Raw genomic sequence first — 23,727 nt, 5'->3', positions numbered from 1 at the left:
GCCCCACGCCGCCCTCCCGCACGTCGACCCCGGGTCGAACGCTTGTTCGATCCGGGGTCGACGATAGCGGTGCGGGAGGCCGTCAGCCGGCCGCGACCCGCTGCCGCTCGGCGTCGGTGCGGCTGGGCCACATCTTGGCGCCCAGCACGCCGCCCAGCGCCGCGGCGGTGATCCCCAGTCCCAGGCCCAGGACGGCCCAGCTGGCGCTGGCGGTCGCCACGTCGGCCACCTGGCCGGCGGCGACGTCGGGCAGGTCCGCCTGCTCGATCCCGGTCACGTCGGTGACGACGCCGGCGAGCGAGCCCAGCAGCGCACCCCCGCCGAACAGGGTCATGAAGACGATGGAGACCACCGTCAGCGCCCAGACCAGGATGCCGTGCAGCAGCCCGTCGCTGAGCCCGCGCCAGATCGCGCTCGCACCGGCGGTCAGCCCGCCGAGGAACAGGGCGATCAGCCCGTTGATCCCGCTGATCCAGTCGGCGTTGTTGCCGGTGGCGCCCGGGCCGACGTCCCACCAGCCCAGGGCCAGCGTCGCCAGCTGCAGCAGCAGGAACGTCGGGACGGCGACGATCAGGCCGGCCCACACCGGACCCCAGCGGACCCGGTCGCGCCGGGGTGGCGCGGGAACGGCGGGCGCCGTCGCCGTCGCCCCCTCGGCCGGCCGGTCGACCGCTCTGTCGTGGACGACGTTGTCCTCGAACGTGGTGTCGGTACGTGTACGACTCTCGGTCACGAGTGGTCTCCTCCGGTCGTCGTGCAGATGCTCGCCGCGGGCCGCACAGGCACGTCCCGCACCCTCGTGGGTGCCCGCTGCGGGCCCCGCCGCCCACCCGACCGGCCAGCCGTGACCTGATCGTCACATTCGGACCTGGCCGTCCCGGGTGCCCGACCGCCGGCGACCCGGGCGGTGGAAACCGCTGGTGGGCGCAGGTGTCAACGCGGTGCGCGGGAGGTACTGCACCGGCCGGGGCCGTCGCACGGCGGCCCGGATCGACAGGAGCGGAGGAGCCCATGGCGCTCGACGACGAGATGACCAGCACGGACGGCGGGGCCGACGGCGGCGCCGACGGCGGCGCGCACGGTCCGGCCGACAGCAGCGCGGGCACGGCCGACCACGGCGCGAGCGGCACGCCCGGCGGTCACGACGGCGGCGCCGACGGTGGCGCCGACGGTGGCGCGGACGGTGGCGCCGACGGCGGCGCGGACGGTGGCGCGGACGGCGGCGCCGACGGTGGCGCCGACGGTGGCGCGGACGGTTCGGCCTGACCGAGAACCCGGCCGCGCAGGGCCGGGCGGAGCAGCCGCTCCGCCCGGCCCTGCGGCGGTGCACGGACATGGCCCCCGAGCAGTTCGCACGGGAGCACTGGGCCCGGCGCCCGCTCCTGACGCGCGCCGAGGACACCGGCAACTCCTTCACCGACCTGCTGGACCTGCCGGCCGTCGACGAGCTGCTCTCCCGGCGTGGCCTGCGCACGCCCTTCCTGCGCATCGCCAAGGACGGCGCGGTCGTCGACGCCAAGCGGTTCACCACCTCGGGCGGGGCCGGTGCCGAGATCGCCGACCAGGTCTCCTCCGACGCGGTGCTGCGGCTCTTCGCCGACGGGAGCACCGTCGTGCTGCAGGGGCTGCACCGGCTCTGGCCGCCGCTGATCGAGTTCGCCGACCAGCTGGCCGCCGATCTGGGCCACCCGACGCAGGTGAACGCCTACATCACGCCGCCGTCCTCGCAGGGGTTCAGCCCGCACTACGACGTCCACGACGTGTTCGTGCTCCAGGTGGCCGGCGAGAAGCACTGGACCATCCACGAGCCGGTGCTGCCCGACCCGCTGCGCACCCAGCCCTGGGGCGACCGCGCCGCCGAGGTGGCCGCGGCTGCCGGGCGCCCGCCCGTGATCGACGCGGTGCTGCGCCCCGGCGACGCCCTCTACCTGCCGCGGGGGTTCCTGCACTCGGCCGAGGCGCTGGGCGAGATCAGCGCCCACCTGACCGTCGGCATCCACTCCGTGACCCGCTGGGCGGCCGCCGAGTCCGCGCTGGACCTGGTGCGCACCCTGGCGGCCGAGGACCGCGAGCTGCGCGGCTCCCTGCCGCTGGGCCTGGACCTGGGCCGCCCCGACTCCGTGCGCGACGACGTCGCCGCGGTGATCGCCGGGCTGCAGGAGTGGCTGGGCCGCGTCGACCCCACCGAGGTCGCCGACCGGCTCCGCGAGCGCACCTGGGCGCAGGTGCGCCCCGAGCCGGTGGCACCGCTGGCCCAGTCGACCGCGGCCGCGGCTCTCGGCCCGGCCACCGTCCTGCGCGTGCGCCGGCGGTTGCGGTGCTCGCTGCGGGACGCCGCCGACGGCCGGGTCACCCTCCTCGCCGGTCGGCGCACGCACACCTTCCCGGGCCGGGTCCGGGCGGCGCTCGCCGAGCTGCTGGACGCCGGCGAGCTGAAGGTGGGCGACCTGCCCGGCCTGGACCCGGAGGAGCGGCTGACGCTGGCCCGCCGGCTGGTCACCGAGTCGATCGCCACCGTGCCCGACGCCGAGCTGCCGGCCACCGGGGTGCCCCGGTGACCCGGTGGGGGGCGTGACCCCGGCCGGCCCGGCGGGTGAGGACGACTTCTGCCGCACCGACGTCCCCGCCCGCCCGCTGGGCCGGCTGGACGCGAGCCGCTGCTCGGTGCAGGCGCTCGAGCGGGGGGACTCCGGGGTGGCGACGGCGGCCCCGGTGTCCCGGTGGCTGCTGATCGAGCAGCCGGGGCCGTGGGGCCGGCAGGCCCTCCTGCAGTCGCGGTTCGACGGGCGGGTGGCCCGGCTGCTCTCCGAGCGCGCGCAGCGGGAGGGCGTGCGGGTGCTGCTGGTGCGCCGGCCCGGCGACCGGTTGGCCGATTCCGGCCGGCGCTGGGCCTACGCCGACGGCCGGCCCGGCCGGGAAGGCCTCTGGTGGTCGGTGCGGTCGGCCGACTCCGACCTGCTCACCGCCCCGTGGGACGGGTCGGTGGGCGAACCGGCCCGCGGGCCGACCTACCTGGTGTGCACCCACGGCGGCCACGACGCCTGCTGCGCGCTGCGCGGTCGGCCGCTGGCCCGGGCCCTGCCCGCACCCGGCCCGGCCGGCGTGTGGGAGTGCAGCCACCTGGGCGGTGACCGCTTCGCGGCGAACATGCTGGTGCTGCCGCACGGCTTCTACTACGGCCAGGTCCCGGGGGACGGCGGGCTGGTCGTCGCGGCGCACGACCGGGGCGAGGTGGCCCTGCCGTGGCTGCGCGGGCGGGCCGGGCTGACCGCGCCCGTGCAGGCCGCGCAGCACTTCGCCCGGGAGGAGCTCGGCGCGTTCGGCATCGACGACCTGGCCCCGGTCGGCGTCGTCCCGGAGGCGACGGGGCAACCGGACGTGGAGCGGTGGGCGGTCACGCTGGCGCACGCGGGGGGCGCCGTCGTCGTCACCGTGGAGAGCCGCCCGTCACCGGAGACCGTGCACCTGACCTGCCAGGCGGCCACGCCCGGCCGGGTGCGCACCTGGCACCACCTCGCCGTCACCGGGCCCGCGACGGCCCCCGGCTGAGCAGGTCTTCAGCCGCTCGGGAGGGGGCCACCACCGGTTCATGCCGGCAGGTCGACCGGCTCGCCGTTGGGCAGCCAGCGGAACCGCTCCCGCACGTCGGCAGGCGCCCGGGCGAGCTCCGCCGCGGCCGCGGCCCGTCCCTGCCGGAAGTGCGCCCAGCCCTCGTAGTGCACCGGGACCGCGGTCCGCGGCCGCAGCACCCCGCACAGCTCGACGGCCTGCCGCGCCGTCATCGAGTAGCGCAGCGGACCGGTGACCGGGAAGCGGACCCCGCCCAGGTGCAGCAGCGCGGTGCCCACGTCGAACCGTCCGGCCACCTCCCGCAGGCCGCGGAAGAGCACGGTGTCCCCGGAGATCCACAGGACGCCGTCGTCACGACCCGGCCGGCGGAGGGCGAAGCCGACGACCGCTCCCGTGACAGGCCGGCTCAGCGGCGGGCCGTGCCGTGCCGGCGTCGCGGTCACCTCGACGGCCGGCCTGCCGGATGCTGCCAGCTCCGCGGTCTCCCACGCCCGCAACCCCCGCGCGGAGCCGCCCAGCCGGCGGGCTCCGGCCACGGTGGTCAGGACGGCCCCGGCCGACGGCAGCAGCGCCCGGCCGGCGTCGTCGAGGTTGTCGGCGTGGTGGTCGTGGCTCAGGAGCACGACGTCCACCGGCAGGACACCGGCCACCGGGAGAGCCGGCCCGGTGAGCTTGCGTGACGCCGTCCCCCAGCCGAAGGCGTACCTCCGGCCGGGGGGGGTCGAAGGTGGGGTCGACGAGGATCCGCCAGCCCTCCACCTCGACGAGCACCGTCGGCCCGCCGACGTGGGTGAGCCGGACGCCGGTCACTGCTGACCGGCCTCCCGCCGCGGAACGGCGGCGTGCGCCACCGCCCAGTCGAGCACCGCGTCCGCGATCTCGCGCCAGCCCTCCTGGGCCGGCAGCAGGTGCGCGAACCCGGGGTACTCGAGCCGCTCGACGGTGCCCGTCGTGTAGTGCGCGGCGTTCGACCGCTGCACGCTCGGCGGCATGATGTGGTCCTCGCCGGCCGAGACGAACAGCAGCGGGGCACGGTCGGGCCTGGCGTAGTCGACGTGGGCGTCCTGCGGGCCCGGCATGAAGTTGGCCAGCACGCCGCTCCAGATGATCCGGCCCGGCGCCGGGATGGCGTACCGCTCGTACAGCCGCCGGGACTCCTCCTCGCTGAAGGTGTTCGCGAAGGCGTAACGCCACTGCTCCGGGGTCAGCGGGACCTCGCGGTGCCGGTTCGCCGGGTTCTTGAACGCGGTGAACGTCGACCTCAGCTGGGAGAGCGGCAGCACCCGCACGCCCTCGGTCGGGGCGGAGCAGAGGGCGACACCGGCGGCGCCGTAGCCGCGGTCCAGGAGCAGCTGCACGATGGTGCCGCCGGCGGAGTGACCGATGAGGATCGGCGGTTCGTCGAGCTGCTCGATCACCGCCGCGTAGGAGTCGACGATCGGCGGCAGCGTCAGCTCGGCGATCGGGGTCGGGTCGGCGTTCAGCGCCTCCACCTCGACCTCGAAACCGGGGTAGGGCGGGGCCAGCACGCGGTACCCCTTGGCCTGGTAGTGCGCCGTCCAGTCCTCCCAGCTGCGGGGCGTGACCCAGAAGCCGTGGACCAGCACGATCGTGGCCGGGCCGCCGGCAGTCGGGCCGTCCGCCCGGCGGGGTGCGGGGATGTCGGTCATGTCGGTTCCTCTCACGCCCGCACGGAGGCGAGCGGTCGGCGTCCTCGAGCAGTTCCGCAGCAGCAACGGCGGGACGGCGCCGGGGCGCACCGCCGTCGCCACCCGCGCGGTGCGGTCCGGGCCGGGTGGGGGTGACCCCTCCCCCGCCGGTCGGGTGGCCCACCAGCACGACGTCGTGCAGGTCGAGGAGCTCGACCGGCGGGGTGAGGTCGTCGGCGCCGGCGCCCCCTCGGTTGACAGGCCGTCCGGATCCGGAGCCTGGCACCGTCCCCGCCGGCCGGGTCGACGGTGCGCGCACAGGTCCGGCTCCTGCCTGCACGGCCGCCGCGTCCGGGACGGTTCCGCGACCGCGACCGCTCTGCGACGCTGACCGCACGGGCCGGGGGACGCGGCCCCCACCGCCTTCGCAGGGAGATGCCGGTGCAGCTGCTCGACACCGCCACCGTCGCGCCCGAGCACCGCGTCGACGCGTTCCGGGCGGCGTTCGACCAGGCCTCGGTGCCGTGCCGCATCGAGCACCTGGGCCCCGACGCCCGCGTGTACTCCCGCATGCACCTGTGGCACTTCGGCCAGGCGAACCTGTTCACCACCGATGCCTCGGGCTTCCGGCTGGTCCGCACGCCCCGGCACGTGCGCATGGAGAGCCCGCCGGTCGTGGCACTGGCGGTGCAGACCAGCGGGGTCGGTCGGTTCCGGCAATTCGGCGCCGAGGCGCTCGTACCGCCGAGCCGGCTCATGCTCAGCGACCTGACCGCGCCCTACGAGTTCTCGTGGGCGGACAGCGGCGGGTCCCGCGCCTTCCAGATCCCCTACGACCGCCTGGCCCTGCCCCGGGACGCCGTCCGCAGAGCCGCACCGCGGCTGCCCGCCAGCCCGCTGCACGACCTGGTCCGCGACCACCTGGTCCGGCTGGCCGCGGGCGCCGACGGGTTCTCGACCGACGCCGGCGCCACCGCGCTGGGGACGGCGACGACCGAACTGGTGCGCGCGCTGCTGGTCTCGGCGGCCGGCGACGAGCGGCTGGCCCGGGAGGTCCGGGAGGAGACGCTGCTGACCCGGGTGCTCGCCTGGTGCCGCCGGCACCTCACCGACCCGGGCCTGGACCCGGAGCGCATCGCGGCGGCGCACAACGTCTCGCTCCGCCAGCTCTACAAGGTGTGCGCGGACGCGGGGATGAGTCTCGAGCAGTGGCTCATCGCCGAGCGGCTGGAGCGGGCGCGGACCGAGCTGCTCTCGCCCCGGCGCCGGAACCGCACCGTCGCCGCCGTGGCCAGGGACTGCGGGTTCAGCGACCCGAGCCACTTCACCCGCCGGTTCCGGCAGGCCTACGGCCTCACGCCGAGGGAGTGGCGGGAGTCGTCCCGCCGAGGGCGGTGACCCGGAGGGCGGTGCTCGTGGCCGGGTGGTCAGGCCAGGGCGCGCCCGCGGGCGACGAGGAGCGGGATCGCCAGCTCCGTCGCGGTCAGCGACCCGTGGTAGGCGGCCAGCCGGCTGGGCCCGGGCTCCAGCCGGGGGCTGACCAGCGCCCAGCTGCCGCGGGCGAGCGCCACGACGTCGCCGATGCGCGCCGCCAGCGGCTCCTCCACGGGCCCGAAGACGCCGCTGGCGACGGCCTCGTCCCGCCCGACCACCCAGGCCCGGTCGCCGAGGACCCCGCGCCAGCGCGCGAGCACGTCGGCCTCCGCGCCGGGCTCGGTGTGCACGTAGCGGGCGCGGGGCTCCCCGGCGAGCAGCCGGACCCCGTCGGCGAGGTCGGGTTCGTCGTCCAGGTCCAGCCGGGTCGCGGCGGGCACGTCCAGCATCCCGTGGTCGGCGGTGACCAGCAGCGCGGCGTCGTCGGGGAGGCCGTCGGCCAGCTGCTCGACGACCCGGTCGACCAGCGCGAGCTGCGCCCGCCAGCTCGGCGAGTCCACGCCCCGCACGTGCCCGGTGAGGTCGAGCTCGGCCATGTAGCCGTACACGAGGGCCCGGTGGCCCTCGCCCAGCGCCGAGCGCATGAGCGCGGTGAGGTCGCCGGGGCCGACCGCGCCGGTGTAGCCGGCGCCGCGGTAGGCCGCCACGGTGAGGCCCGAGCCCGCGTAGGCCCACGGGCCCACGGCGGTGACCACGGTGCCGCCGGCGGCGACGTGCTCGAAGACGGTGGGCTGCGCCTGCCAGTCGGCGGGGTCGGGGTCGTCGGCCCACTGGGTGTGGTTGAGGGTGCGGCCCTCCCCCGGCACGTCGGTGACGAAGCCGAGGATGCCGTGGCTGCCCGGGGGCAGGCCGGTGCCGATCGTCGCGAGGCTGACCGGGGTGGTGCTGGGGCAGGGGGCCTGGAGGGTGCCGGCCGGGCTGGCGAGGGCCGCGAGCGTGGGGGCGACGTCGGCGTGCGCCCGGAGCAGGTCGGCGCCGAGGCCGTCCACGAGGAGCACCGCCACGCGCCGGGCGCCGCGCAGCGCGTCGGCCAGGCCCAGCGGGTCGCCGGGCAGGTCGCCCCGCGGCACGGGGGTGCCCAGGGCCGCCGCCACACCCGGCAGGACGTCGGCGAGCGTCGCGACACCGTAGGCCGGGCGGTGCAGGTCGGGCGGCAGCGCGCCGTCGGCGCCGCCGGTCACGCGCGGGTCGCCAGCAGGTGGAGGCCCGCGGCCACCTCCCGGTAGGGCGAGGTGCCGGCGAGCGCGAGCTCGAGGTCCCGGACGGCGGCCGGGTCGGCGCCGGACGCCGTGTCCAGCAGGTCGGCCACGACGGAGATGCCACGCCAGGCGCCCGGGGTCAGCCCGGCACCGGCGACGAGCGCCAGGAGGTCGTCGGGAGCGAAGCGGCGGCGGGCCGGGCGGCCGGGGGCGCCGCCCTCGTCGCGGAGGTGTGCGAGGGCCTCGGCGGGGTGACCGGTGACCGCTCGCGCGAGCACCGCACCCGCCCGGTTGGCGACGGCGAGGCTCACCTGACCGCCGGGGCGCAGCGCGCCGGCGATCTCGGCGAGGGTGACCGCGGGGTCGTCGACGACCTCGAGCACGGAGTGGCAGAGGGCGAGGTCGTACCCGCCGTCGTCGGCGAGGACCTCGTGCAGCAGGTCGCCGTCGCCCTGGACACCGCGCACCCGCCCGCCCACGCCGGCGGTCTCGGCGCGCCGGCGCAGGGTCGCGAGGGCGTCGGCGCTGGGGTCGACGACGGTGACGCTGTGGCCGAGGCGGGCGAGGGGCACGGCGAACATCCCGCTGCCACCGCCGACGTCGAGCACGCGCAGCGCGTCCCCGGCGCTGACCAGCGGGTCGAGCGCGGCCCACACGGCAGCGGTCCGGACGGGCAGCTGCTCCGCGGTCGGCGAGGGGGGAACGGTCGGCACCCACCGGAGCCTAGCGGCGGACCGCGGCGTCCACCGCTTCCCCGCCGGGAGGCGCCGAGGGCTGCCGCACCTAGGGCGTGTCTCCTAAGTTGAGCGTGGTGGGGCTGATTTGCTGCGGATATGTCTCGCGATCGAGTGCTGACCGACGCTCAGTGGGAGCGGATTGAGGCGTTGATGCCGTCCTCGGACGGCGTGAGATCGCGGCCCTTCCGCGATCACCGCCAGGTCGTGGAAGGGGTGATCTACCGGTTCCGGACTGGGGTCGCGTGGCGTGATCTGCCCGCCTCGTTCGGCCCGTGGCAGACCGTGTGGAAGCGGCACCACCGGTTCAGCACCGATGGCACGTGGGACAAGATCCACGCCCGGCTGCTCGCCGAAGCGCAGGCCGCGGGAGACATCGACTGGATGGTCAGCGTGGACTCCACCGTCAACCGGGCCCATCAGCACGCGACCAACGCCAGTCGGGTGGAGGAGCCCGCCGGCCGTCGTCCGGTGCGCCACACAGGGGGCTGAGCCGAGTTACAAGAACCCGTGGGAAGAACCGCCCGATCATGCGATCGGACGCTCCCGGGGCGGCCTGTCCACCAAGATTCACCAGCTCGTCGACGGCCGCGGTAGACCGCTGGTCATCGCGCTGACACCCGGGCAGGCCGGCGACTCCCCGATGCTGCAGCCGCTGCTGGCTCAACTCGCGGTGCGCCGACTGGGGCCAGGCCGACCACGCACCCGCCCCACAGCGCTGATCGGCGACAAGGCCTACTCCTCTCGCGCCACCAGGACCATGCTTCGCGAGCGCGGTATCACCGCGGTGATCCCGCAACCGTCTGACCAGGTCAGACATCGCGCTCGCCGCGGCTCGGCCGGTGGCCGACCACCGGCCTTCGACCCGATCACCTACAAGGGCCGCAACGTCATCGAGCGCTCGTTCAACGACCACAAGCAATGGCGTGGCATCGCCACCCGCTACGACAGGCTCGCCACCGTCTACCGAGGAGCCGTCGTCCTCCGGGCCATCACCATGTGGCTAACGACTTAGGAGACGCGCCCTAGGCGTCGACCGTGTCGGCGGCCCGCCGGATCCCGGCGAGGTCGATGCGGCGCATCTGCAGCATCGCCTGGGTCGCCCGCTGGGCGCGCGCCGGATCGGGGTCGCGGAGCAGGGCCATCAGCTCGACCGGGACCACCTGCCAGGAGACGCCGAAGCGGTCCTTCAGCCAGCCGCACATGCTCTCCTCGCCGCCGTCGGTGAGCCGGTCCCAGTAGTGGTCGGCCTCCTCCTGGTCGGCGCACATGATCTGGAAGGAGACCGCCTCGGTGAACGGGAACTGCGGGCCGCCGTTGAGCGCGGTGTACCGCTGGCCGTCGAGGGTGAAGTCGACCGTCAGCACGTCGCCCTCCTCCATGGGCGGTGGCATGCCGGGGCCGTAGCGGGTGACCTCGTCGATGCGGGAGTTCGGGAAGACCGAGGTGTACAGCATCGCCGCCTCCTCGGCCTGGCCGTCGAACCACAGGCACGGGATCTGCTGGGGCATGGTCGGGTCCTCCCTGCGCGCACCGGCCGGGCGCCGGTGTCGAGGTGTGGACGCCTGCCGGCGGCCGGACTCATCGGTCCGCGGCGCCGGGCGCCCCCGCCGTTTGACCGGTCGCCGGTGGCGGGCACTGGGAGCAGGACCGCGTTCCCGACCACGAGGAGAACTCATGGCCCGCTCGACCCGCCCCCGCCTGGTCCGCCGGACCGTGGCCGCGTTCGCCATCGCCGCCGCGTCGCTGACGACCGCCGCATGCGGGGAGGACGTGGTGGACGACGGGGTGGAGCAGAACGTCGAGGAGGGCGTGGAGGACGCCGAGCAGGAGGTCGAGGACACCGAGCAGGAGGTCGAGGACTGATCCACGCGCCCTCTCCGGGCCGACCACCGGCGCGCCCGGGCCGGGGAGGCACCTCCCGGGCCCGGGCGCGGCGGCGTCGCCCTGCTAGTGGCCCGAGCTGCCGGGGCTGGAGTGCCAGAGCTTCCGCGGCGGCCCCGCGGCGGCGCGGCGGGCCGCGACCTTGGTCTCGTCGCCGGCGGGCTTGATGTCGGCGTAGGGCGACATCCGGAAGCCGGTCGGGTGGACCAGGACCGGCCGCACGACCACCGGCCGGGAACCGTGCGAGGCGGCGGCCCCGGCGATCGCCTGCTCGGTGTACCCCCCCGGCGCCGCCATCAGGTCGCGGACGCCGCCCAGCCCGTCGGCCTCCCACGCCTCGTGCAGCGCCGGCAGCTCCCACGCCCCGGTGGCCCGCAGCGACACCCCGCGCGGTCCGGTCCGCCGCAGCACCCCGCGGATGACCAGCAGCCACGAGTGGAAGACCGTCGCCGCGTAGGGGCCCTGCGCGTCCTCGAAGAAGGTCGAGTCGGTGCAGCCGGTGCCGTCGTCGAGGGTCACGAACACCACCCGGCGCCCGGACCGGATCGGCGGCGTCTGGGTGGCCACCTTGACCCCGGCGACCAGCACCTCGCTGCCGCTGCGGCAGCCGAGGAGCTCCCCGGCCGGCACCGCGCCGAGGGCGGACAGGAATGGCCGGTAGAAGTCGACGACGTGCCGGCTGGCGTCCAGCCCGAGCACCTCCAGCTCCGCCCGCACCAGCTCGGCGTCGGTGAACTCGGGCAGCCCGCTGCCCTCGGCCCACTCCGGGCCGGCCGCCTCCCCACCGGGCTCACCGGTGGACTCGTCGGGCAGCTCCAGCCCCATGAGGTCCAGGCTCAGCTGCCCGTCGGAGGTCGCCCGGGCGCCGCTGCGGCTCCACCGGTCGAGCTCGCTGATCTGCAGCAGCAGGTCGCGCCGGGTCACCTGGTGGCGCCGGCGGGTGGGCCGGCCGGCCTCCCGGTCGCGCATCCCGAACCCGTAGAGCGAGTCGAACCCGCCGGCCAGCACCAGCCGCTCGACCACCGGGCGGGACACCGACGCCCGCCCCCAGAAGTCCGTCAGCGACCGGTAGGGCTGCCCGGCGACCACCCGCGCCACCTCGTCGTCGGAGATCCCCTTCACGTCGGCCAGCGACAGCCGGATGCCGTACCGCGTGGGGTCGGGCATCGCGGCGGGCATCCACTCCGGGCGGCGCCAGGCCGAACCCTCGACCTCCATCTCAGCTTCAGGGTCGCCGCCGGACCCGCCGCCGAGCCGCTCGACCCGGTAGCTGCCGGTCGAGGCGTTGACGTCGAGCCCGAGCACCCGGATGCCGAAGTTGCGGGCGTCGTCGAGGATCAGCCGCTTCGGGTACATGCCGGGGTCGTGGGTGAGCACCCCGGCCAGGAAGGCCGCCGGGTGGTGGGTCTTCAGCCACGCCGACTGGTAGGTGGGCAGCGCGAACGCCGCCGCGTGCGCCTTGCAGAAGCCGAACGAGCCGAAGGCCGCGAGCACCTCCCACACCCGCTCGGCGACCTCCACCGGGTAGCCGGCGTCCAGCGCCCGCGGCACGAACCACGCCCGCACCTCCGGGTGGGCGTCCTTCTCCCCCAGCGCCCGGCGGACCTCGTCGGCCTCGGCCAGCGTGCAGCCGGCCATCCGCGCCACCACCTGCAGCACCTGCTCGTGGAAGACCACCACCCCGGCGGTCTCGGCGAGGGCGAACTCCAGGTCGGTGTGCGGGTACTCGGGGTCGCGCCAGCCGTTCCTGGCCATGAGGAACGGGGTGACCATGTCGCTCTTCACCGGCCCGGGCCGGAACAGCGAGATGTCGATGATGATGTCCTCGAACGTCCGCGGCCCGAACTTGCCGACCAGCTCCCGCTGACCCGGCGACTCGATCTGGAACATGCCGAGCGTCCGGGTGCTGCGGATCAGCTCGAACGTCGTCGGGTCGTCCCGCGGGATCGCGTCGATGTCCACCGCCTCGTCGTCGACCCGCTCGATCTCGTCGAGCGCGTGCGCGATCGCCGACTGCATCCGGATGCCCAGGAGGTCCAGCTTGAGCAGCCCCAGCTCCTCGACGTCGTCCTTGTCGAACTGGCTCATCGGGTAGCCGAGGTAGCTGCTCTCCACCGGCGTGCGGTCCAGCAGGGTGGCGTCGGAGAGCAGCACCCCGCACGGGTGCAGGGCGATGTGCCGGGGCAGGCCGTCCAGCCGGGAGACCAGGTCGAACAGCAGGTCGAGGTCGCCGGTGCCACCGGCGCGGCGCGAGCCGTACCGGCTGGCCCGCAGCTCGGGGAGGTCGCGCAGCGCGGCGTGCACCTGGTTGGCCCGGATGTGCGGGAACGCCTTGGCGACGGCGTCGATCTCCGCCGGCGGCAGGCCGAGCGCCGCCCCGACGTCGCGGATGGCGTGGCGCACCCGGTAGGTGTCCATCATCGAGATGCAGCTGACCCGGTCGGCGCCGAAGCGGTCGATGACCGCGTCGTAGACCTCCATCCGGCGGGCGGACTCCACGTCGATGTCGATGTCGGGCAGCTGGTGGCGCAGCGGCGAGAGGAACCGCTCCATCAGCAGGCCGTAGCGCAGCGGGTCGACGTCGGAGATGCCCAGCAGGTAGGTGACCAGGCTGCCGGCGCCCGATCCGCGCGCCGCCGCCCGGACCCTCGAGCTCTTGATGAGGTCGACCACGTCCGCGACCGTGAGGAAGTAGGAGGGGTAGCCGAGCGAGTCGATGACCGCCAGCTCCTCCTCCAGCCGCCGGCGGACCCGGGCGGTGGGCGCCATGCCGCGCCGCCCCAGCCCGGCCTCGCACCGGGCGCGCAGCACCTGCGCCGGGCCCATCCCCCGCTCGGCCGGGCTGGTGACGACGTCCAGCTCGGGGTACCGGACGCTGCCGATGCCCAGGTCGCCGGTGGGGTCGACGGCGCACTGCTCGGCCAGCCGGGCGGTGCGCTCGAGCAGCCGCAGGGCGGCGTCCCGGTCGGGGCCGGCCAGGTCCTCGGCGACCTCGGCCATCTCCTTGCCCGACTTCAGGTAGCCCTCGGCCGTGGTGCGGTCGACGTGCCGGGCACCCAGCGGGACCAGCCGCCGGGCGGCGTCGAGCACGTCGGCGGTCGGGGCGTCGAGGGCGTCGACGTACCGGACCGCGTTGCTCAGGACCACCGGCACCTGCTGCTCGGCGGCGAACCGGAGCAGCGCCTGCGCACGCTGCCGGTCGCCCCGGCCCCGGTGGTGCACCACCTCGAGCGCCAGCCCCGGGCCGAAGACCGCGCGCCAGGCGTCCAGCTGCTGGACGGCCAGGTCGGCCCGGCCGGCGAGGAGGGCCCGGCCCACCGGTGAGCCGGGGCCGAGCAGGGGCACCAGCCCGGTGGCGTGCTCGGCGGCGATCGCCAGCGAGCTCACCGGTTCGCCGCGGGTGCCGCGCAGGTGGGTGGCGCTGGTGAGCCGGCACAGCGAGCGCCAGCCGGCGCCGTCGCGCGCGAGGAAGGTGACCCGGGGCAGCCGCGGGTCGACGCTCACCCCACCGCGGGCCGGCGACCGGCGCGGCGGCGTGGCGGCCCGCGACCGCGGGGTCCGGGCCGTGGCCGGGTCATCCCCCAGCACGTGCGCGAGCGCCGGCGGCACGCTGGTGCCCAGCGCCGGCGCCACCGCGAGGTCGACACCGAAGATCGGCCGCACCCCGGCCGACCGGCAGGCCAGCGCGAACTTCACCGCGCCGTACAGCCCGTCCCGGTCGGTCAGGGCCAGGGCCGGCATGCCGTGCTCGGCCGCCCGCGCCACCAGGTCGGCGGGGTGGTTGGCCCCGTACCGCATGGAGTAACCGGACGCGACGTGCAGGTGGACGAAGGGATCGCTCACCTCCGGGGACCGGTGGACCGGGAGGCGGCACCGCCGACCACGTGCGGCCGCGGGTAGCGGGGCGGCTCGGGTAGCGGGTCCGCGCCCAGCCCCGCCTCGACCACGGTGAGGAAGCTCCGCACGTCGCGGACCAGGTCGTCGGCCTCCCGCTCGGTGACCGCGCGGGACAGCCCCGCCTCCGCCGCGGCGCGCTTGGCCGCGCCGGCGGCGAAGAAGGTGGCCCACTCCCCCAGCTCCGGGGCGACATCCCCGAGCAGCACCCAGGCGCTGCGCGGGCGCCGGCGGCCACCCTCGGGCCGGGTGCGCGCGGCGAGCACCGCCGCGGCGGCACGGAGAGCGGCCAGGTGCGCGGTGGCGTACCGCTCCCGCGGGTCGGTGGCCGAGACCGCCTCCGCCAGGCCGCGGTGGGCCTGGCGGAGCAGCCCGGCGGCCGCGGCGGGCAGCGCGGGGGGCAGCGGCAGCTGGCCGGCCGGCACGGCGCGTGCGGCGCCCATCAGTCGTGCACCCGGACGAGCCACCAGCGGTTGCCGGAGGCGTCCCACGTCAGGTCGTAGACGCCGGCGAAGCTCATGCGCGACCGCCCGGCCCGCACCGCCTCCACCCGCCAGACCTCGCGGGGCGCGACCAGGTCGTCCGATGCGCCGCCCGCCTCGGCGTCCCGGAGCCACCAGGGCGCCGTCTCCACCCAGGAGTCGAGCAGCTCACCCACGACGTACCGGGACTGCCCGCGCCAGAACTGCAGCGGGCCCAGCGGGCCGCGTTCGACCTGCACCTCCTCGCCGGCCCGACCGACGACGACCTCACCGAGCACCCGACCCATGACAGCCTCCCCACGCCTCGCCCGCCGCACGCCCACCACCCCGCCGGCGGGGAAGAAGCCGGGAGAGGCGGGCCGATCCGCTTTGTTCGAACATGCGTTCGAACTGGTGTCCAGTAGACCGGAGCGCTCCCCCCTCGTCAAGCCGGGCCGCGGCGTGTCCGCCCACCCGGACCCAGGCCGCGCGACGGGCCCGTGCGCGCGGATCCCGAGGCCGTCGGACGCACGCCGGCCCGGCCCTCACCTGCGGCCCGCCCCGCCGAACCACCCGGAGCGCCCCGGCCGCCCTCAGCTCCAGAGCGGGTCGGGGGGTGCCTGCTCGTCGAGCCACGGCGGTTCCGGCTCGGGGTCGTGGTACCAACCGGGCGGGCGGGTGGTGCGGGAGACGCCCGACGGGGTGCGGACCACGAGCCGGCCGTCGGGGTGCAGGGTGAACGACCAGCCGCGGGCGAAGGTCTTGATCCGGTGGTGCCGCCGGCACAGGCAGCAGAGGTTCCAGCAGTCGGTCGGGCCGCCGTCGGCGAAGGCCTGCCCGTGGTCGATGTCGCAGCGGCCGGCGCGGCGGCGGCAGCCCGGCATGCGGCAGTGCCGGTCGCGCACGCCGACCAGCCGTTCCTGGGCCGCGGTGGGCCGGTACCCGGGCGTCGGGGGTGGCGGCCGGAGGCCGGGCCCGTCGGGCTGCCCGGGCGGGTGGTTGCCGGGTGGGTGGTTGCGGGGCGAGCTCTTCCCGCGACGCACCCGGCGCCCCCGGCCGGCGGCGCGGCGGAGCTCGGCCGGGGTGGCCACCGCGACGGTCTCACCGATGGTCGGGTCGTCGATCGCGACGTGGACCGACCCGCCCGGTACCGGGGACAGGTCGAGCACGTCGAAGGAGTCCAGCAGTTCCCGGCACTGGGCGGCGGAGATCAGCTGCCCGTCCAGCTCCGCCGGAGCCGCCCCGGGCGGGGCGTCGGGCCGCAGCGAGGGCAGCGCGGCGTGGACGTGCAGCTGCGCGGTCACCGGCGGACGGCTGGTGTCCCACGGCCGCAGGATCAGGTCCAGCGTCGCCGCCGAGCGCAGCACGCCCATCGGCCGGTCGTCGCCGTCGGCCCGCATCCACCGCGCGTACTGGTCGACCGCGTCACGGGCCGCGTGCACCGCCGGCAGCGGGCCCTCGACGACCAGCCGGCCCAGGTCGTCGGCGGTGCGCTGCACGTGCACGTCGGCCTTCCGCTCGGCCTCCCTGCGGCGGCGCTCCTTCGCCTCGCCGTCGACCCGGTAGAGGTGGTAGCGGACGCGGTCGCCCAGCCGGGACGGCGGGCAGTCCGCGGCGCCCGGCAGCACCCGCGCCTGCACCGCGGCGGCGACGGCGTCGGAGGCGTCGCCCAGCAGGTCGAGCAGGATCCGCACCTTGCGGATGCTCAGCCGCCCGGCGAACATCTCCGCCCACGTGGCGGCGAGCTTCGTGGTGAGCAGGATCGACTCGGCGGCCAGGCGGCCGGCCTCGGCCTCCGAGCAGTGGCGGATCACCGCCAGCTCGGAGACGAAGTCGTCGGAGACGTCGGCGAGCGCGGCCGGGCGCGCCGCCCGGGAATCCGGCCCCGGCCTGCCGCGGGGGCGGTAGTCGGCGTCCCGCTCCACCGACCGGCGGCGCGCCAGCTCCGCGATGGCGGCCGCCTGCCGGGCGTACTCCCGGGCCATGTGCGCGTCGGCCGACCAGATGTCGCACACCAGCTCGAACTCGCCCCCGTCCGGTGGCACGACCTCGCCGGGGAGCAGCGGCATCGGCACGCCGTCGCCGGGCAGGCACGAGCCGTCGTCCTCCATGGCTGCACGCTAGGCCGGGGCTACGACATTTCTGAGCGGTCAGAGGCCGGGAGGCGCGGTCGAGAAGGCATGGTTCACGCCAGCACCTCACCGTTCAGGAGCGGCATCTCCTCCGCGGCTCCCGGCTCGCCGCCTCGTCAGTGCACCGGCCGGGTCGGCGGACGGCCTCCGGCAGGCCGCAGCGATCTGCCGGACTGCACCGCCCGGGACACGCCGGGCGCGCGCGCCTGCGGGCGGTGGCAGGATCGACCCATGAGCCCGCCCACGCACCCCCGGGTGGCCGCCGTAGCCCGGGCCCTCGCCGCGGCCGGCGCCGAGGGTGAGGTGCGCACCCTCCCCGCCGAGGTCCGCACCGCGGCCGCTGCCGCGAAGGCGCTGGGCGTCCCGGTCGGCGCGATCGTCAACAGCCTGGTCTTCCTCGCCGACGGCGCACCGCTGCTCGTCCTCACCAGCGGCGCGCACCGCGTCGACGTCCTCCAGGTCGCGGCGCTGCTGGGCGTCGGTTCCCTGGTCCCCGCGCCGCCGGAGGTCGTCCGCGAGCAGACCGGCCAGCCCATCGGCGGGGTGGCCCCGGTCGGCCACCCCGCCCCGCTGGGCACCCTGGTCGACGTGGAGCTCGCCCGCTACGACCGGCTGTGGGCCGCGGCCGGGCACCCGGCGGCGGTCTTCCCCACCAGCTACGACGAGCTGCTCCGCATCACCGCCGGCACCGCGGCCGAGGTGGGCGGCGGCCTCCTGGACGGCACCGGCACCACGGTCGGCGGGGACCCGCTGCCCGGCGCGCCGCCGCCGGATCCCGCCGGGGCGGTCGCCCCGTGACGGGCACCCGCCCCGCCACCCGGATCCTCGAGCTGCCCGCCCCCTGGATGCGCGAGCACATGCACGAGGTGCTGGCCATCTACGGGCTGGCGATGGGCTACGACTCCGGCATCGTCGCCGGCCGGTACGGCTACGCCATCCAGCACACCGAGCGCCCCGGGTTCCGCGCGGTCGGCGCCTTCGCCCGCACCGCCGAGGGCGAGCGGCTGGTCGGGTTCGGCTACGGCTACCTCATCGCCCCCGGCCAGTGGTGGCACGACCAGGTGCGGGCCGCGCTGGACCGGCGGACGGCGAAGAAGTGGCTGCCCGGCGCCTTCGAGGTCTGCGAGCTGCACGTGCACCCCGACGCCCAGAGCCAGGGGCTGGGCCGGCAGCTGCTGCACGCCCTGGTCGAGGGCCTGCCGCACCCGGTCGCGCTGCTGTCCACGCCGGACGCCGACACCAAGGCCTTCCGGCTGTACCGCGCCGACGGCTTCGTCGACCTGGCCCGCGGCTACCACTTCCCGGGCGACTCGCGGCCCTTCGCGATCCTCGGCGCGCGGCTCCCGCTGCATCCACCCGGCCCCTCCGCGACGAACTCCCGGGCGTGACCGCCTCCCCCGGTGCCGTGGACGTCGTCGTCGTCGGCTCCGGCCACAACGGCCTCGTGGCCGCCTGCTACCTGGCCCGCGAAGGCCTCTCCGTGGAGGTCCTCGAGTCCGACGAGGTCCTCGGCGGGGCGGTCTCCACCGTGGAGCGCTGGCCCGGCGTGCGGGTGGACCGCGGGTCGAGCGCGCACGTGATCGTCCGGCACAGCGGCATCGTCGAGGAGCTCGCGCTGGCCGGGCACGGCCTCCGCTACATCGACTGCGACCCGTGGGGCTTCGCGCCCGCGCCCTCCCCCGGTGCCCCGGGCCCGGACGGCCGGCCGCTGGTCCTCTCCGTCGACCTGGACGCCACCTGCGCCTCGATCGAGGCCGCCTGCGGTCCGGAGGACGCCGCCGCCTACCGCCGGTTCGTCGAGGTGTGGGCGCCCCGCAGCCGCGCCGTCGTCGCGTCGTTCGGCCGGGCGCCGACGGCCGGCGGGCTGCTGCGCTCCTTCTGGCCGCTGGGCGCGCCGGCCGACGGGCGACCGCGCACCCCCGGCGGCGAGCTGGCCGCGGACTTCCTGGGCTCCGGCGACGCGCTGCTGGACAAGTGGTTCACCAGCGAGCGGCTCAAGGCCGCCCTGGCCTGGTTCGGCGCGCAGTCCGGCCCGCCGATGTCCGAGCCCGGCACCGCCGCGATGGTCGGCTGGGTGGCGCTGCTGCACGACGTCCCCCCGGGCCACCCGGTCGGCGGCTCCGGCGGTCTGACGGAGGCGCTGCGCCGGCGGCTGGAGGCCGACGGCGGGCGGGTGGTGCTCGGCGACGGCGCCGCGCGGCTGCTGGTGGAGGACGGCCGGGTGACCGGTGTCGAGACCCGGTCCGGCCGGGTCGTGCGGGCGAACTCGGTGGTGGCCGCCTGCCACATCGGCGTCACCCGCGAGCTGGCCGGGGAGGCCGCGCCGCCCGTCCTCGCCGACGCCGCGCCACCCGTCGGCAACGGCTTCGGGCTGGTCGTGCGGGCGCTGACCGACGCCCCGCCGTCCTACCCCGGCGCCGGGCCGGAGGCGCTGCAGGGTCTGCAGCTGCTGTGCACCGACCGCGCGCAGCTGGCCTCCGCGCACGGCGACTGGGGTGCCGGCCGGGTGCCGCGCGAGCCGGTCCCGCTGGCGATGTCGTTCTCCGCGAGCGACGCCACGCTGGCCCCGCCGGGACAGCACGTGGTCACCATCTGGGGCCAGTGGTACCCCTACGCGCTGGCCGACGGCGCCGACTGGGACGCCCTGGCCGACGCCGAGGCCCGCCGCCTGGTGGCCGCCGTCGACCGCTACGCCCCCGGGTTCGCCGCCTCCGTGCGGAAGACCTACGTGCAGACCCCGCTGGCGCTCGAGCGGGAGCTGTCCCTGCCCCGTGGCAACGTCATGCACGTGGAGATGGGGTTGGCCAGCATGTTCGCCCTCCGCCCCGCGCCGGGGCTGTCGGGTCACCGCGTGCCCGGGCTGACCGGCCTCTACCTGGCCGGCGCCTCCACCCACCCCGGCGGTGGCGTCTCGGGCAACTCCGGGCGGACGGCGGCGCGCACCCTGCTGGCCGACCGCGGCGCGCTGCCCCGCGCCCGGGCGGTGGCCGGTCGCGCGCTGCGCCGGGTGCGCGGCGGGGCGGGCCGGGCGTGACGGCCACTGCACCGGCCCCCGCGCCCACCGCCGTCCGCGTGGTCCCCTGGGCCCTCACCGCCGCGCTGATCGCCACGGCGATCGCCTACCCGCTGGCCTCGGGCGCGTCCCGGGACGCCGTCTCCTGGGGCATCGTGCTGCTGGGGTCGGCGCTGTCGGTCGCGCACGCGGGCCTCGGCCGCGGTGCCCGCACCGGCATGGGCGTGCTCGTGCTCGTCGCGCTGGTCTCGATCGCCTTCGAGTCGGTGGGCGTGGCCACCGGGTTCCCGTACGGCACCTACTCCTACAGCGACGTCCTCGGCCCCACGCTGCTCGGCGTGCCGTTCCTGGTGCCGCTGGCGTGGCTGATGATGGCCTGGCCCAGCTGGCTGCTCGGCGAGGTGCTGGCCCGGCCGGTGCGCGCGGACCGCCGCAGGCCGGCGCGGATCGCCTGGGCCGCGGCGGTCTTCGCGGCGTGGGACGTCGTCCTCGACCCCCAGCTGGTGCAGGCCGGCTACTGGACGTGGGCCCACCCCTCCCCCGGCCTGCCGGGGATCGACACCGTGCCGCTGACCAACCTGGCCGGCTGGCTGCTGGCCGGGCTGGTGCTCATGACCCTGCTGGACGTGCTGGTCGAGCGCACCGCCCGGCCACCGCGCACGGGCCCGGGCGCGCCGCTGCTCGCGCTGGCCTGGATGACGCTCGGCGGCGCGCTGGCGCACGCCGGCTGGCTGGGCCTGCCCGGGTCGGCGGCCTGGGGCGCGGGGCTGGGGACGGCGGTGCTGGCCGTCCTGGCGGTGCAGCACCGGCGCGCGGGACGACGGTGAGCGGCCACCTGCTCCGCGCGCTGGCGGGCGTCGCCGTCGCCGGTGCCGCCCACGCCGGGGTGAACGCCGCGCTGCTGCGCCGCCCACCGGCCGACCCGCCGCCGGTGACCCGCGCGGTCACCGTGGTGCTGCCGGTGCGCGACGAGGCCGACCAGGTCGCCGGCTGCCTGGAGGCACTGCTCGACCAGCGCGGGCTGGCACGGCTGCGGGTCGTCGTCGTCGACGACGGCTCCACCGACGGCACCGCCGGCGTCGTGCGGGCCGTGACCGACCCGCGCGTGCAGCTGGTCACCGCGCCACCGCCACCGCCCGGGTGGCTGGGCAAGCCGCACGCGTGCGCGGTGGGGGCGGCCGCGGCCGAGGCCGCAGCCGAGGTGCTGGTGTTCGTCGACGCCGACGTCCGCCTCTTCCCCGATGCCATCGCGGCCGCCGTCGCGGTGCTCGACGAGCACCGGCTGGACCTCGTCTCGCCGTGGCCCCGGCCGCTCGCCGTGCGCGCCGCCGAGCGCCTGGTGCAGCCGCTGGCCCCGTGGCTGTGGACGACGACGCTGCCGCTGCGGCTGGCCGAGCGCTCCTCCCGCCCCTCGCTGGCCGCCGCGAACGGCCAGTTCCTCGTGGTGCGCCGCGGCGCCTACGCCCGCGCCGGCGGCCACGCGGCGGTGCGCGGCGAGGTGCTCGAGGACATCGCCCTCCTGCGGGCGGTCAAGCGCGCCGGTGGCCGGGGCGTGCCGATCGACGGCTCCCGCCTGGCCGCCTGCCGGATGTACGAGGGCTGGGCCGCCGTCCGCGACGGCTACGCGAAGTCGCTCTGGGCCTCGGTGGGCGGCACGCCGGCAGGCGGGCTCGCCGCCGCGGCCGCGCTCACCGCCGTCTACGTCGTCCCGCCGCTGGCCGCCGTCCGCGGGTCGCGCGCCGGGCTGGTGGGCTACCTGGCCGGGGTGGCCGGCCGGGTGGCCAGCGCGCGGGCCAGCGGCGGCCGGGCCTGGCCCGACGCGCTGGCCCACCCGCTGTCGGTGCTCGCCCTGGACGCCCTGATGCTCCGGTCGGTGCGGGGGCGACGGCGCGGCACGCTGCGGTGGCGTGGCCGCCCGGTCGACGCGACCCGGCCGCCCGCGTCGGAGACGATGGGCCCGTGACCTCCACCGAGCAGCAGCGCACGCACACCTCGTTCGACCCCGCCGCGATGGACACCGGCGCCTTCTACCGGGTGCTCAACAGCGTCGTCGTCCCCCGGCCGATCGCGTGGGTGTGCAGCCGCTCCGCCGACGGCGTGCACAACCTGGCGCCGCACTCCTTCTACACCGTGGCCTGCGTCGACCCGCCGGTCGTCCAGTTCACGTCCGTGGGGCGGAAGGACTCGCTGCGCAACGTGGAGGCCACCGGCGAGTTCACCGTGAACCTCACCCCGGAGGCGCTCTTCGAGCAGGTCAACGCCACCGCGACCGACTTCCCCCCGCACACCAGCGAGGCCGAGCAGGCCGGGGTGCGGCTGGAGCCGGCGGACACGGTGCAGGCCATGCGCGTGGCGGAGTCGCCGGTCTCCATCGAGTGCGTCCTGCACGCCACCCTGCGCCTCGGCGACAGCACCGTCGTCCTCGGCCGGGTCCAGCACATCAGCGTGTGGGCCGACGCCGTGCGGGACGGGCGTCCGCGGATCGAGCACCTGAAGCCGCTCGCGCGGCTGGGCGGCAACGAGTGGGCGACGATCGGCGAGGTGCGCGAGATCGCCCGCATCCCGCACCGCCGCTGGACCGAGGACCCGTCGATCGGCGAGGCGGTGCGGCGCCGCGAGGACCAGGGGAGCTGATCCCGGCGGCGGTCAGCCCGGCAGGTGCGCGGCCACCTCGTCGGCGGCCTCGGCGCCGAACGCCTCGGCGAACCGCTGCAGGAAGCTCTGCCGCGGGAGGTCGTACTCCTGGGTGCCGATCACCTCGACCGCGGCGGTGGCGACGGCGGAGCCCAGCTGCGTCGCCCGCTCCAGCCCCAGACCCCAGGTCCGCCCGGCGATGAACCCGGCGCGCAGCGCGTCACCGCCACCGGTCGGCTCCACCGGCTTGGTCTCGGGCACCGCGATCACCGACAGCGGCGCCTCCCCCTCCCGCCGCACCAGGACGCCGTCCGCGGCGCGGGTCGTCACCCAGGTGCCCACCCGGGCCAGCACCTCGTCGGCCGTCCAGCCGGTCTTCTGCAGCAGCAGCGCCGACTCGTACTCGTTGGTGAAGAGCACCTCCGCGCCGTGCACCAGCTCGCGGATCATCTCGCCGTCGGCCCAGGCCAGCTGCTGGCTGGGGTCGGCGGCGAACGCGTAGCCCCGCTGCCGGCACTCCTGCGTGTGCCGCACCATGGCGGTCGGGTCGTTGGGGCCGACGACGACCAGGTCGGGGGCGCCCACCCGGTGGACCACGGGCGCCAGCTCGATCTGCGCGGCCTCGGCCATCGCCCCCGAGTAGAACGACGCGATCTGGTTGTTCGCCTCGTCCGTGGTGCAGACGAAGCGGGCGGTGTGCTTCAGCTCCGACCAGTGCACGCTGCCGGTGTCGACGCCGTGCCGCGACAGCCAGGCCTCGTAGTCGGCGAAGTCGCTGCCGACCGCCCCCACCAGCACCGGGGCCAGGCCGAGCAGGCCCAGCCCGTAGGCCATGTTCGCGCCCGCGCCCCCGCGGTGCTGGACGAGGTCGTCGACGAGGAAGGAGAGGGACACGTTCTCCATCTGCCCCTCGACGAACTGCTCGGTGAAGCGGCCGGGGAAGGTCATCAGGTGGTCGGTGGCGATGGAGCCGGTGACGACGACGGGCACGGGAGGCGCTCCTCCGGGTCGGGCTGCCTCGGGCCGCCGCGCCGCGGGGAACCGGGCGGGAACGGGAGACGAACGGTGGGGATCGGGCACCGCACACCCTAGGTGCAGCGCGCCCGCACCGCCGTCGGAGGCG

The 23,727-nt window shown here is 76.6% G+C and carries 22 protein-coding genes and 1 pseudogene; 12 read left to right on the top strand and 11 right to left on the bottom strand.

All coding sequences use genetic code 11. From position 1 onward, the window contains the following. Positions 1-82: 82 nt before the first annotated feature. Entirely contained in the window at positions 83-733 is a 651-nt protein-coding gene (locus E9565_RS02490; protein ID WP_236828373.1) for a permease, read from the bottom strand. A 278-nt stretch (positions 734-1,011) separates the two neighbouring features. Here E9565_RS02490 and E9565_RS02485 point away from each other — a divergent pair, with 278 nt between their 5' ends. The 3 genes from E9565_RS02485 to E9565_RS02475 all read left to right on the top strand — a co-directional run bounded on the left by E9565_RS02485 (position 1,012) and on the right by E9565_RS02475 (position 3,549). After that, a complete protein-coding gene (locus E9565_RS02485; protein ID WP_236828372.1) occupies positions 1,012-1,266 on the top strand; it encodes a BatC protein in 255 nt (84 codons plus the stop codon). Positions 1,267-1,334: 68 nt separating this feature from the next. Then, complete coding sequence (locus E9565_RS02480) at positions 1,335-2,558, top strand: cupin domain-containing protein (RefSeq protein WP_236833998.1); 1,224 nt, start codon at positions 1,335-1,337, stop codon at positions 2,556-2,558. A 13-nt stretch (positions 2,559-2,571) separates the two neighbouring features. Next, a complete protein-coding gene (locus E9565_RS02475; RefSeq protein ID WP_236828370.1) occupies positions 2,572-3,549 on the top strand; it encodes a sucrase ferredoxin in 978 nt (325 codons plus the stop codon). Between the two features lie 38 nt (positions 3,550-3,587). On the opposite strand, the gene E9565_RS02470 is transcribed toward E9565_RS02475, so the two are convergent. Both E9565_RS02470 and E9565_RS02465 read right to left on the bottom strand, forming a co-directional pair. Next, positions 3,588-4,220 (bottom strand): MBL fold metallo-hydrolase, encoded by a 633-nt coding sequence (locus tag E9565_RS02470; protein ID WP_236828369.1) that lies wholly within the window; start codon positions 4,218-4,220, stop codon positions 3,588-3,590. A gap of 156 nt (positions 4,221-4,376) precedes the next feature. Beyond that, positions 4,377-5,240 (bottom strand): alpha/beta hydrolase, encoded by an 864-nt coding sequence (locus E9565_RS02465; RefSeq protein WP_236828368.1) that lies wholly within the window; start codon positions 5,238-5,240, stop codon positions 4,377-4,379. A 420-nt stretch (positions 5,241-5,660) separates the two neighbouring features. On the opposite strand from E9565_RS02465, the gene E9565_RS02460 reads away from it, so the two are divergent. Then, a complete protein-coding gene (locus tag E9565_RS02460) occupies positions 5,661-6,617 on the top strand; it encodes a helix-turn-helix domain-containing protein (protein WP_236833997.1) in 957 nt (318 codons plus the stop codon). A gap of 29 nt (positions 6,618-6,646) precedes the next feature. Here E9565_RS02460 and E9565_RS02455 read toward each other — a convergent pair whose 3' ends face one another. Together E9565_RS02455 and E9565_RS02450 are read right to left on the bottom strand one after the other, a co-directional pair. Beyond that, the gene (locus E9565_RS02455; RefSeq protein ID WP_236833996.1) at positions 6,647-7,834 is read right to left on the bottom strand and encodes an alkaline phosphatase family protein; all 1,188 of its coding nucleotides are present in this window, start codon (positions 7,832-7,834) and stop codon (positions 6,647-6,649) included. After that, positions 7,831-8,565, bottom strand: a complete 735-nt coding sequence (locus tag E9565_RS02450) for a methyltransferase domain-containing protein (RefSeq protein WP_236828365.1) — start codon at positions 8,563-8,565, stop codon at positions 7,831-7,833. The genes E9565_RS02455 and E9565_RS02450 overlap by 4 nt, the downstream gene beginning before the upstream one ends. Before the next feature lie 120 nt (positions 8,566-8,685). Between E9565_RS02450 and E9565_RS02445 the strand changes: the two are divergent. Next, positions 8,686-9,601: pseudogene (locus tag E9565_RS02445) on the top strand (IS5 family transposase). A gap of 10 nt (positions 9,602-9,611) precedes the next feature. Here E9565_RS02445 and E9565_RS02440 read toward each other — a convergent pair. Then, positions 9,612-10,097: a VOC family protein gene (locus tag E9565_RS02440; protein WP_236826654.1), complete on the bottom strand. Its 486-nt coding sequence runs from the start codon at positions 10,095-10,097 to the stop codon at positions 9,612-9,614. Positions 10,098-10,263: 166 nt separating this feature from the next. On the opposite strand from E9565_RS02440, the gene E9565_RS02435 reads away from it, so the two are divergent. After that, the gene (locus E9565_RS02435) at positions 10,264-10,452 is read left to right on the top strand and encodes a hypothetical protein (RefSeq protein ID WP_236826655.1); all 189 of its coding nucleotides are present in this window, start codon (positions 10,264-10,266) and stop codon (positions 10,450-10,452) included. An 84-nt stretch (positions 10,453-10,536) separates the two neighbouring features. Here the strand turns inward: E9565_RS02435 and E9565_RS02430 are convergent, their stop codons facing one another. The 4 genes from E9565_RS02430 to E9565_RS02415 form a co-directional block, all read right to left on the bottom strand. Then, positions 10,537-14,313: a DNA polymerase III subunit alpha gene (locus E9565_RS02430; RefSeq protein ID WP_236826656.1), complete on the bottom strand. Its 3,777-nt coding sequence runs from the start codon at positions 14,311-14,313 to the stop codon at positions 10,537-10,539. Next, positions 14,310-14,807, bottom strand: a complete 498-nt coding sequence (locus tag E9565_RS02425) for an SAV_6107 family HEPN domain-containing protein (RefSeq protein WP_236826657.1) — start codon at positions 14,805-14,807, stop codon at positions 14,310-14,312. Before E9565_RS02425 ends, E9565_RS02430 begins: the two co-directional genes overlap by 4 nt. Next, the gene (locus E9565_RS02420; protein ID WP_236826658.1) at positions 14,807-15,133 is read right to left on the bottom strand and encodes a DUF6504 family protein; all 327 of its coding nucleotides are present in this window, start codon (positions 15,131-15,133) and stop codon (positions 14,807-14,809) included. The genes E9565_RS02425 and E9565_RS02420 overlap by 1 nt, the downstream gene beginning before the upstream one ends. A gap of 285 nt (positions 15,134-15,418) precedes the next feature. Next, positions 15,419-16,936 (bottom strand): HNH endonuclease signature motif containing protein, encoded by a 1,518-nt coding sequence (locus E9565_RS02415; protein ID WP_236826659.1) that lies wholly within the window; start codon positions 16,934-16,936, stop codon positions 15,419-15,421. Between the two features lie 252 nt (positions 16,937-17,188). Here E9565_RS02415 and E9565_RS02410 point away from each other — a divergent pair, with 252 nt between their 5' ends. The 6 genes from E9565_RS02410 to E9565_RS02385 are packed head-to-tail and all read left to right on the top strand — an operon-like array spanning position 17,189 to position 22,604. Next, complete coding sequence (locus E9565_RS02410) at positions 17,189-17,755, top strand: YbaK/EbsC family protein (protein ID WP_236826660.1); 567 nt, start codon at positions 17,189-17,191, stop codon at positions 17,753-17,755. Continuing rightward, a complete protein-coding gene (locus E9565_RS02405; protein WP_236826661.1) occupies positions 17,752-18,345 on the top strand; it encodes an N-acetyltransferase in 594 nt (197 codons plus the stop codon). Before E9565_RS02410 ends, E9565_RS02405 begins: the two co-directional genes overlap by 4 nt. Then, positions 18,342-19,991 (top strand): NAD(P)/FAD-dependent oxidoreductase, encoded by a 1,650-nt coding sequence (locus E9565_RS02400; protein WP_236833995.1) that lies wholly within the window; start codon positions 18,342-18,344, stop codon positions 19,989-19,991. The genes E9565_RS02405 and E9565_RS02400 overlap by 4 nt, the downstream gene beginning before the upstream one ends. After that, the gene (locus tag E9565_RS02395; protein ID WP_236833994.1) at positions 19,988-20,797 is read left to right on the top strand and encodes a carotenoid biosynthesis protein; all 810 of its coding nucleotides are present in this window, start codon (positions 19,988-19,990) and stop codon (positions 20,795-20,797) included. The genes E9565_RS02400 and E9565_RS02395 overlap by 4 nt, the downstream gene beginning before the upstream one ends. Continuing rightward, positions 20,794-21,933, top strand: a complete 1,140-nt coding sequence (locus tag E9565_RS02390) for a glycosyltransferase family 2 protein (protein WP_236833993.1) — start codon at positions 20,794-20,796, stop codon at positions 21,931-21,933. Before E9565_RS02395 ends, E9565_RS02390 begins: the two co-directional genes overlap by 4 nt. Further along, positions 21,930-22,604: a flavin reductase family protein gene (locus E9565_RS02385; RefSeq protein WP_236833992.1), complete on the top strand. Its 675-nt coding sequence runs from the start codon at positions 21,930-21,932 to the stop codon at positions 22,602-22,604. The genes E9565_RS02390 and E9565_RS02385 overlap by 4 nt, the downstream gene beginning before the upstream one ends. 12 nt (positions 22,605-22,616) lie before the next feature. On the opposite strand, the gene E9565_RS02380 is transcribed toward E9565_RS02385, so the two are convergent. Continuing rightward, positions 22,617-23,594: a carbohydrate kinase family protein gene (locus tag E9565_RS02380; protein ID WP_236826666.1), complete on the bottom strand. Its 978-nt coding sequence runs from the start codon at positions 23,592-23,594 to the stop codon at positions 22,617-22,619. Positions 23,595-23,727 lie beyond the last annotated feature (133 nt).

It is taken from the genome of Blastococcus sp. KM273129 (assembly GCF_021698995.1).
GTDB lineage: Bacteria > Actinomycetota > Actinomycetes > Mycobacteriales > Geodermatophilaceae > Blastococcus.
The sequence above is the reverse complement of the archived record's forward strand: the minus strand, read 5'-3'. Positions and strand labels throughout refer to the sequence as shown.

Excerpts from the sequence above, each read along its gene's own strand:
- E9565_RS02485 (WP_236828372.1), top strand. The coding sequence starts at position 1,012 with ATGGCGCTCGACGACGAGATGACCAGCACGGACGGCGGGGCCGACGGC.
- E9565_RS02480 (WP_236833998.1), top strand. The coding sequence starts at position 1,335 with ATGGCCCCCGAGCAGTTCGCACGGGAGCACTGGGCCCGGCGCCCGCTC.
- E9565_RS02465 (WP_236828368.1), bottom strand. The coding sequence starts at position 5,240 with ATGACCGACATCCCCGCACCCCGCCGGGCGGACGGCCCGACTGCCGGC.
- E9565_RS02440 (WP_236826654.1), bottom strand. The coding sequence starts at position 10,097 with ATGCCCCAGCAGATCCCGTGCCTGTGGTTCGACGGCCAGGCCGAGGAG.
- E9565_RS02435 (WP_236826655.1), top strand. The coding sequence starts at position 10,264 with ATGGCCCGCTCGACCCGCCCCCGCCTGGTCCGCCGGACCGTGGCCGCG.
- E9565_RS02425 (WP_236826657.1), bottom strand. The coding sequence starts at position 14,807 with ATGGGCGCCGCACGCGCCGTGCCGGCCGGCCAGCTGCCGCTGCCCCCC.
- E9565_RS02420 (WP_236826658.1), bottom strand. The coding sequence starts at position 15,133 with ATGGGTCGGGTGCTCGGTGAGGTCGTCGTCGGTCGGGCCGGCGAGGAG.
- E9565_RS02415 (WP_236826659.1), bottom strand. The coding sequence starts at position 16,936 with ATGGAGGACGACGGCTCGTGCCTGCCCGGCGACGGCGTGCCGATGCCG.
- E9565_RS02410 (WP_236826660.1), top strand. The coding sequence starts at position 17,189 with ATGAGCCCGCCCACGCACCCCCGGGTGGCCGCCGTAGCCCGGGCCCTC.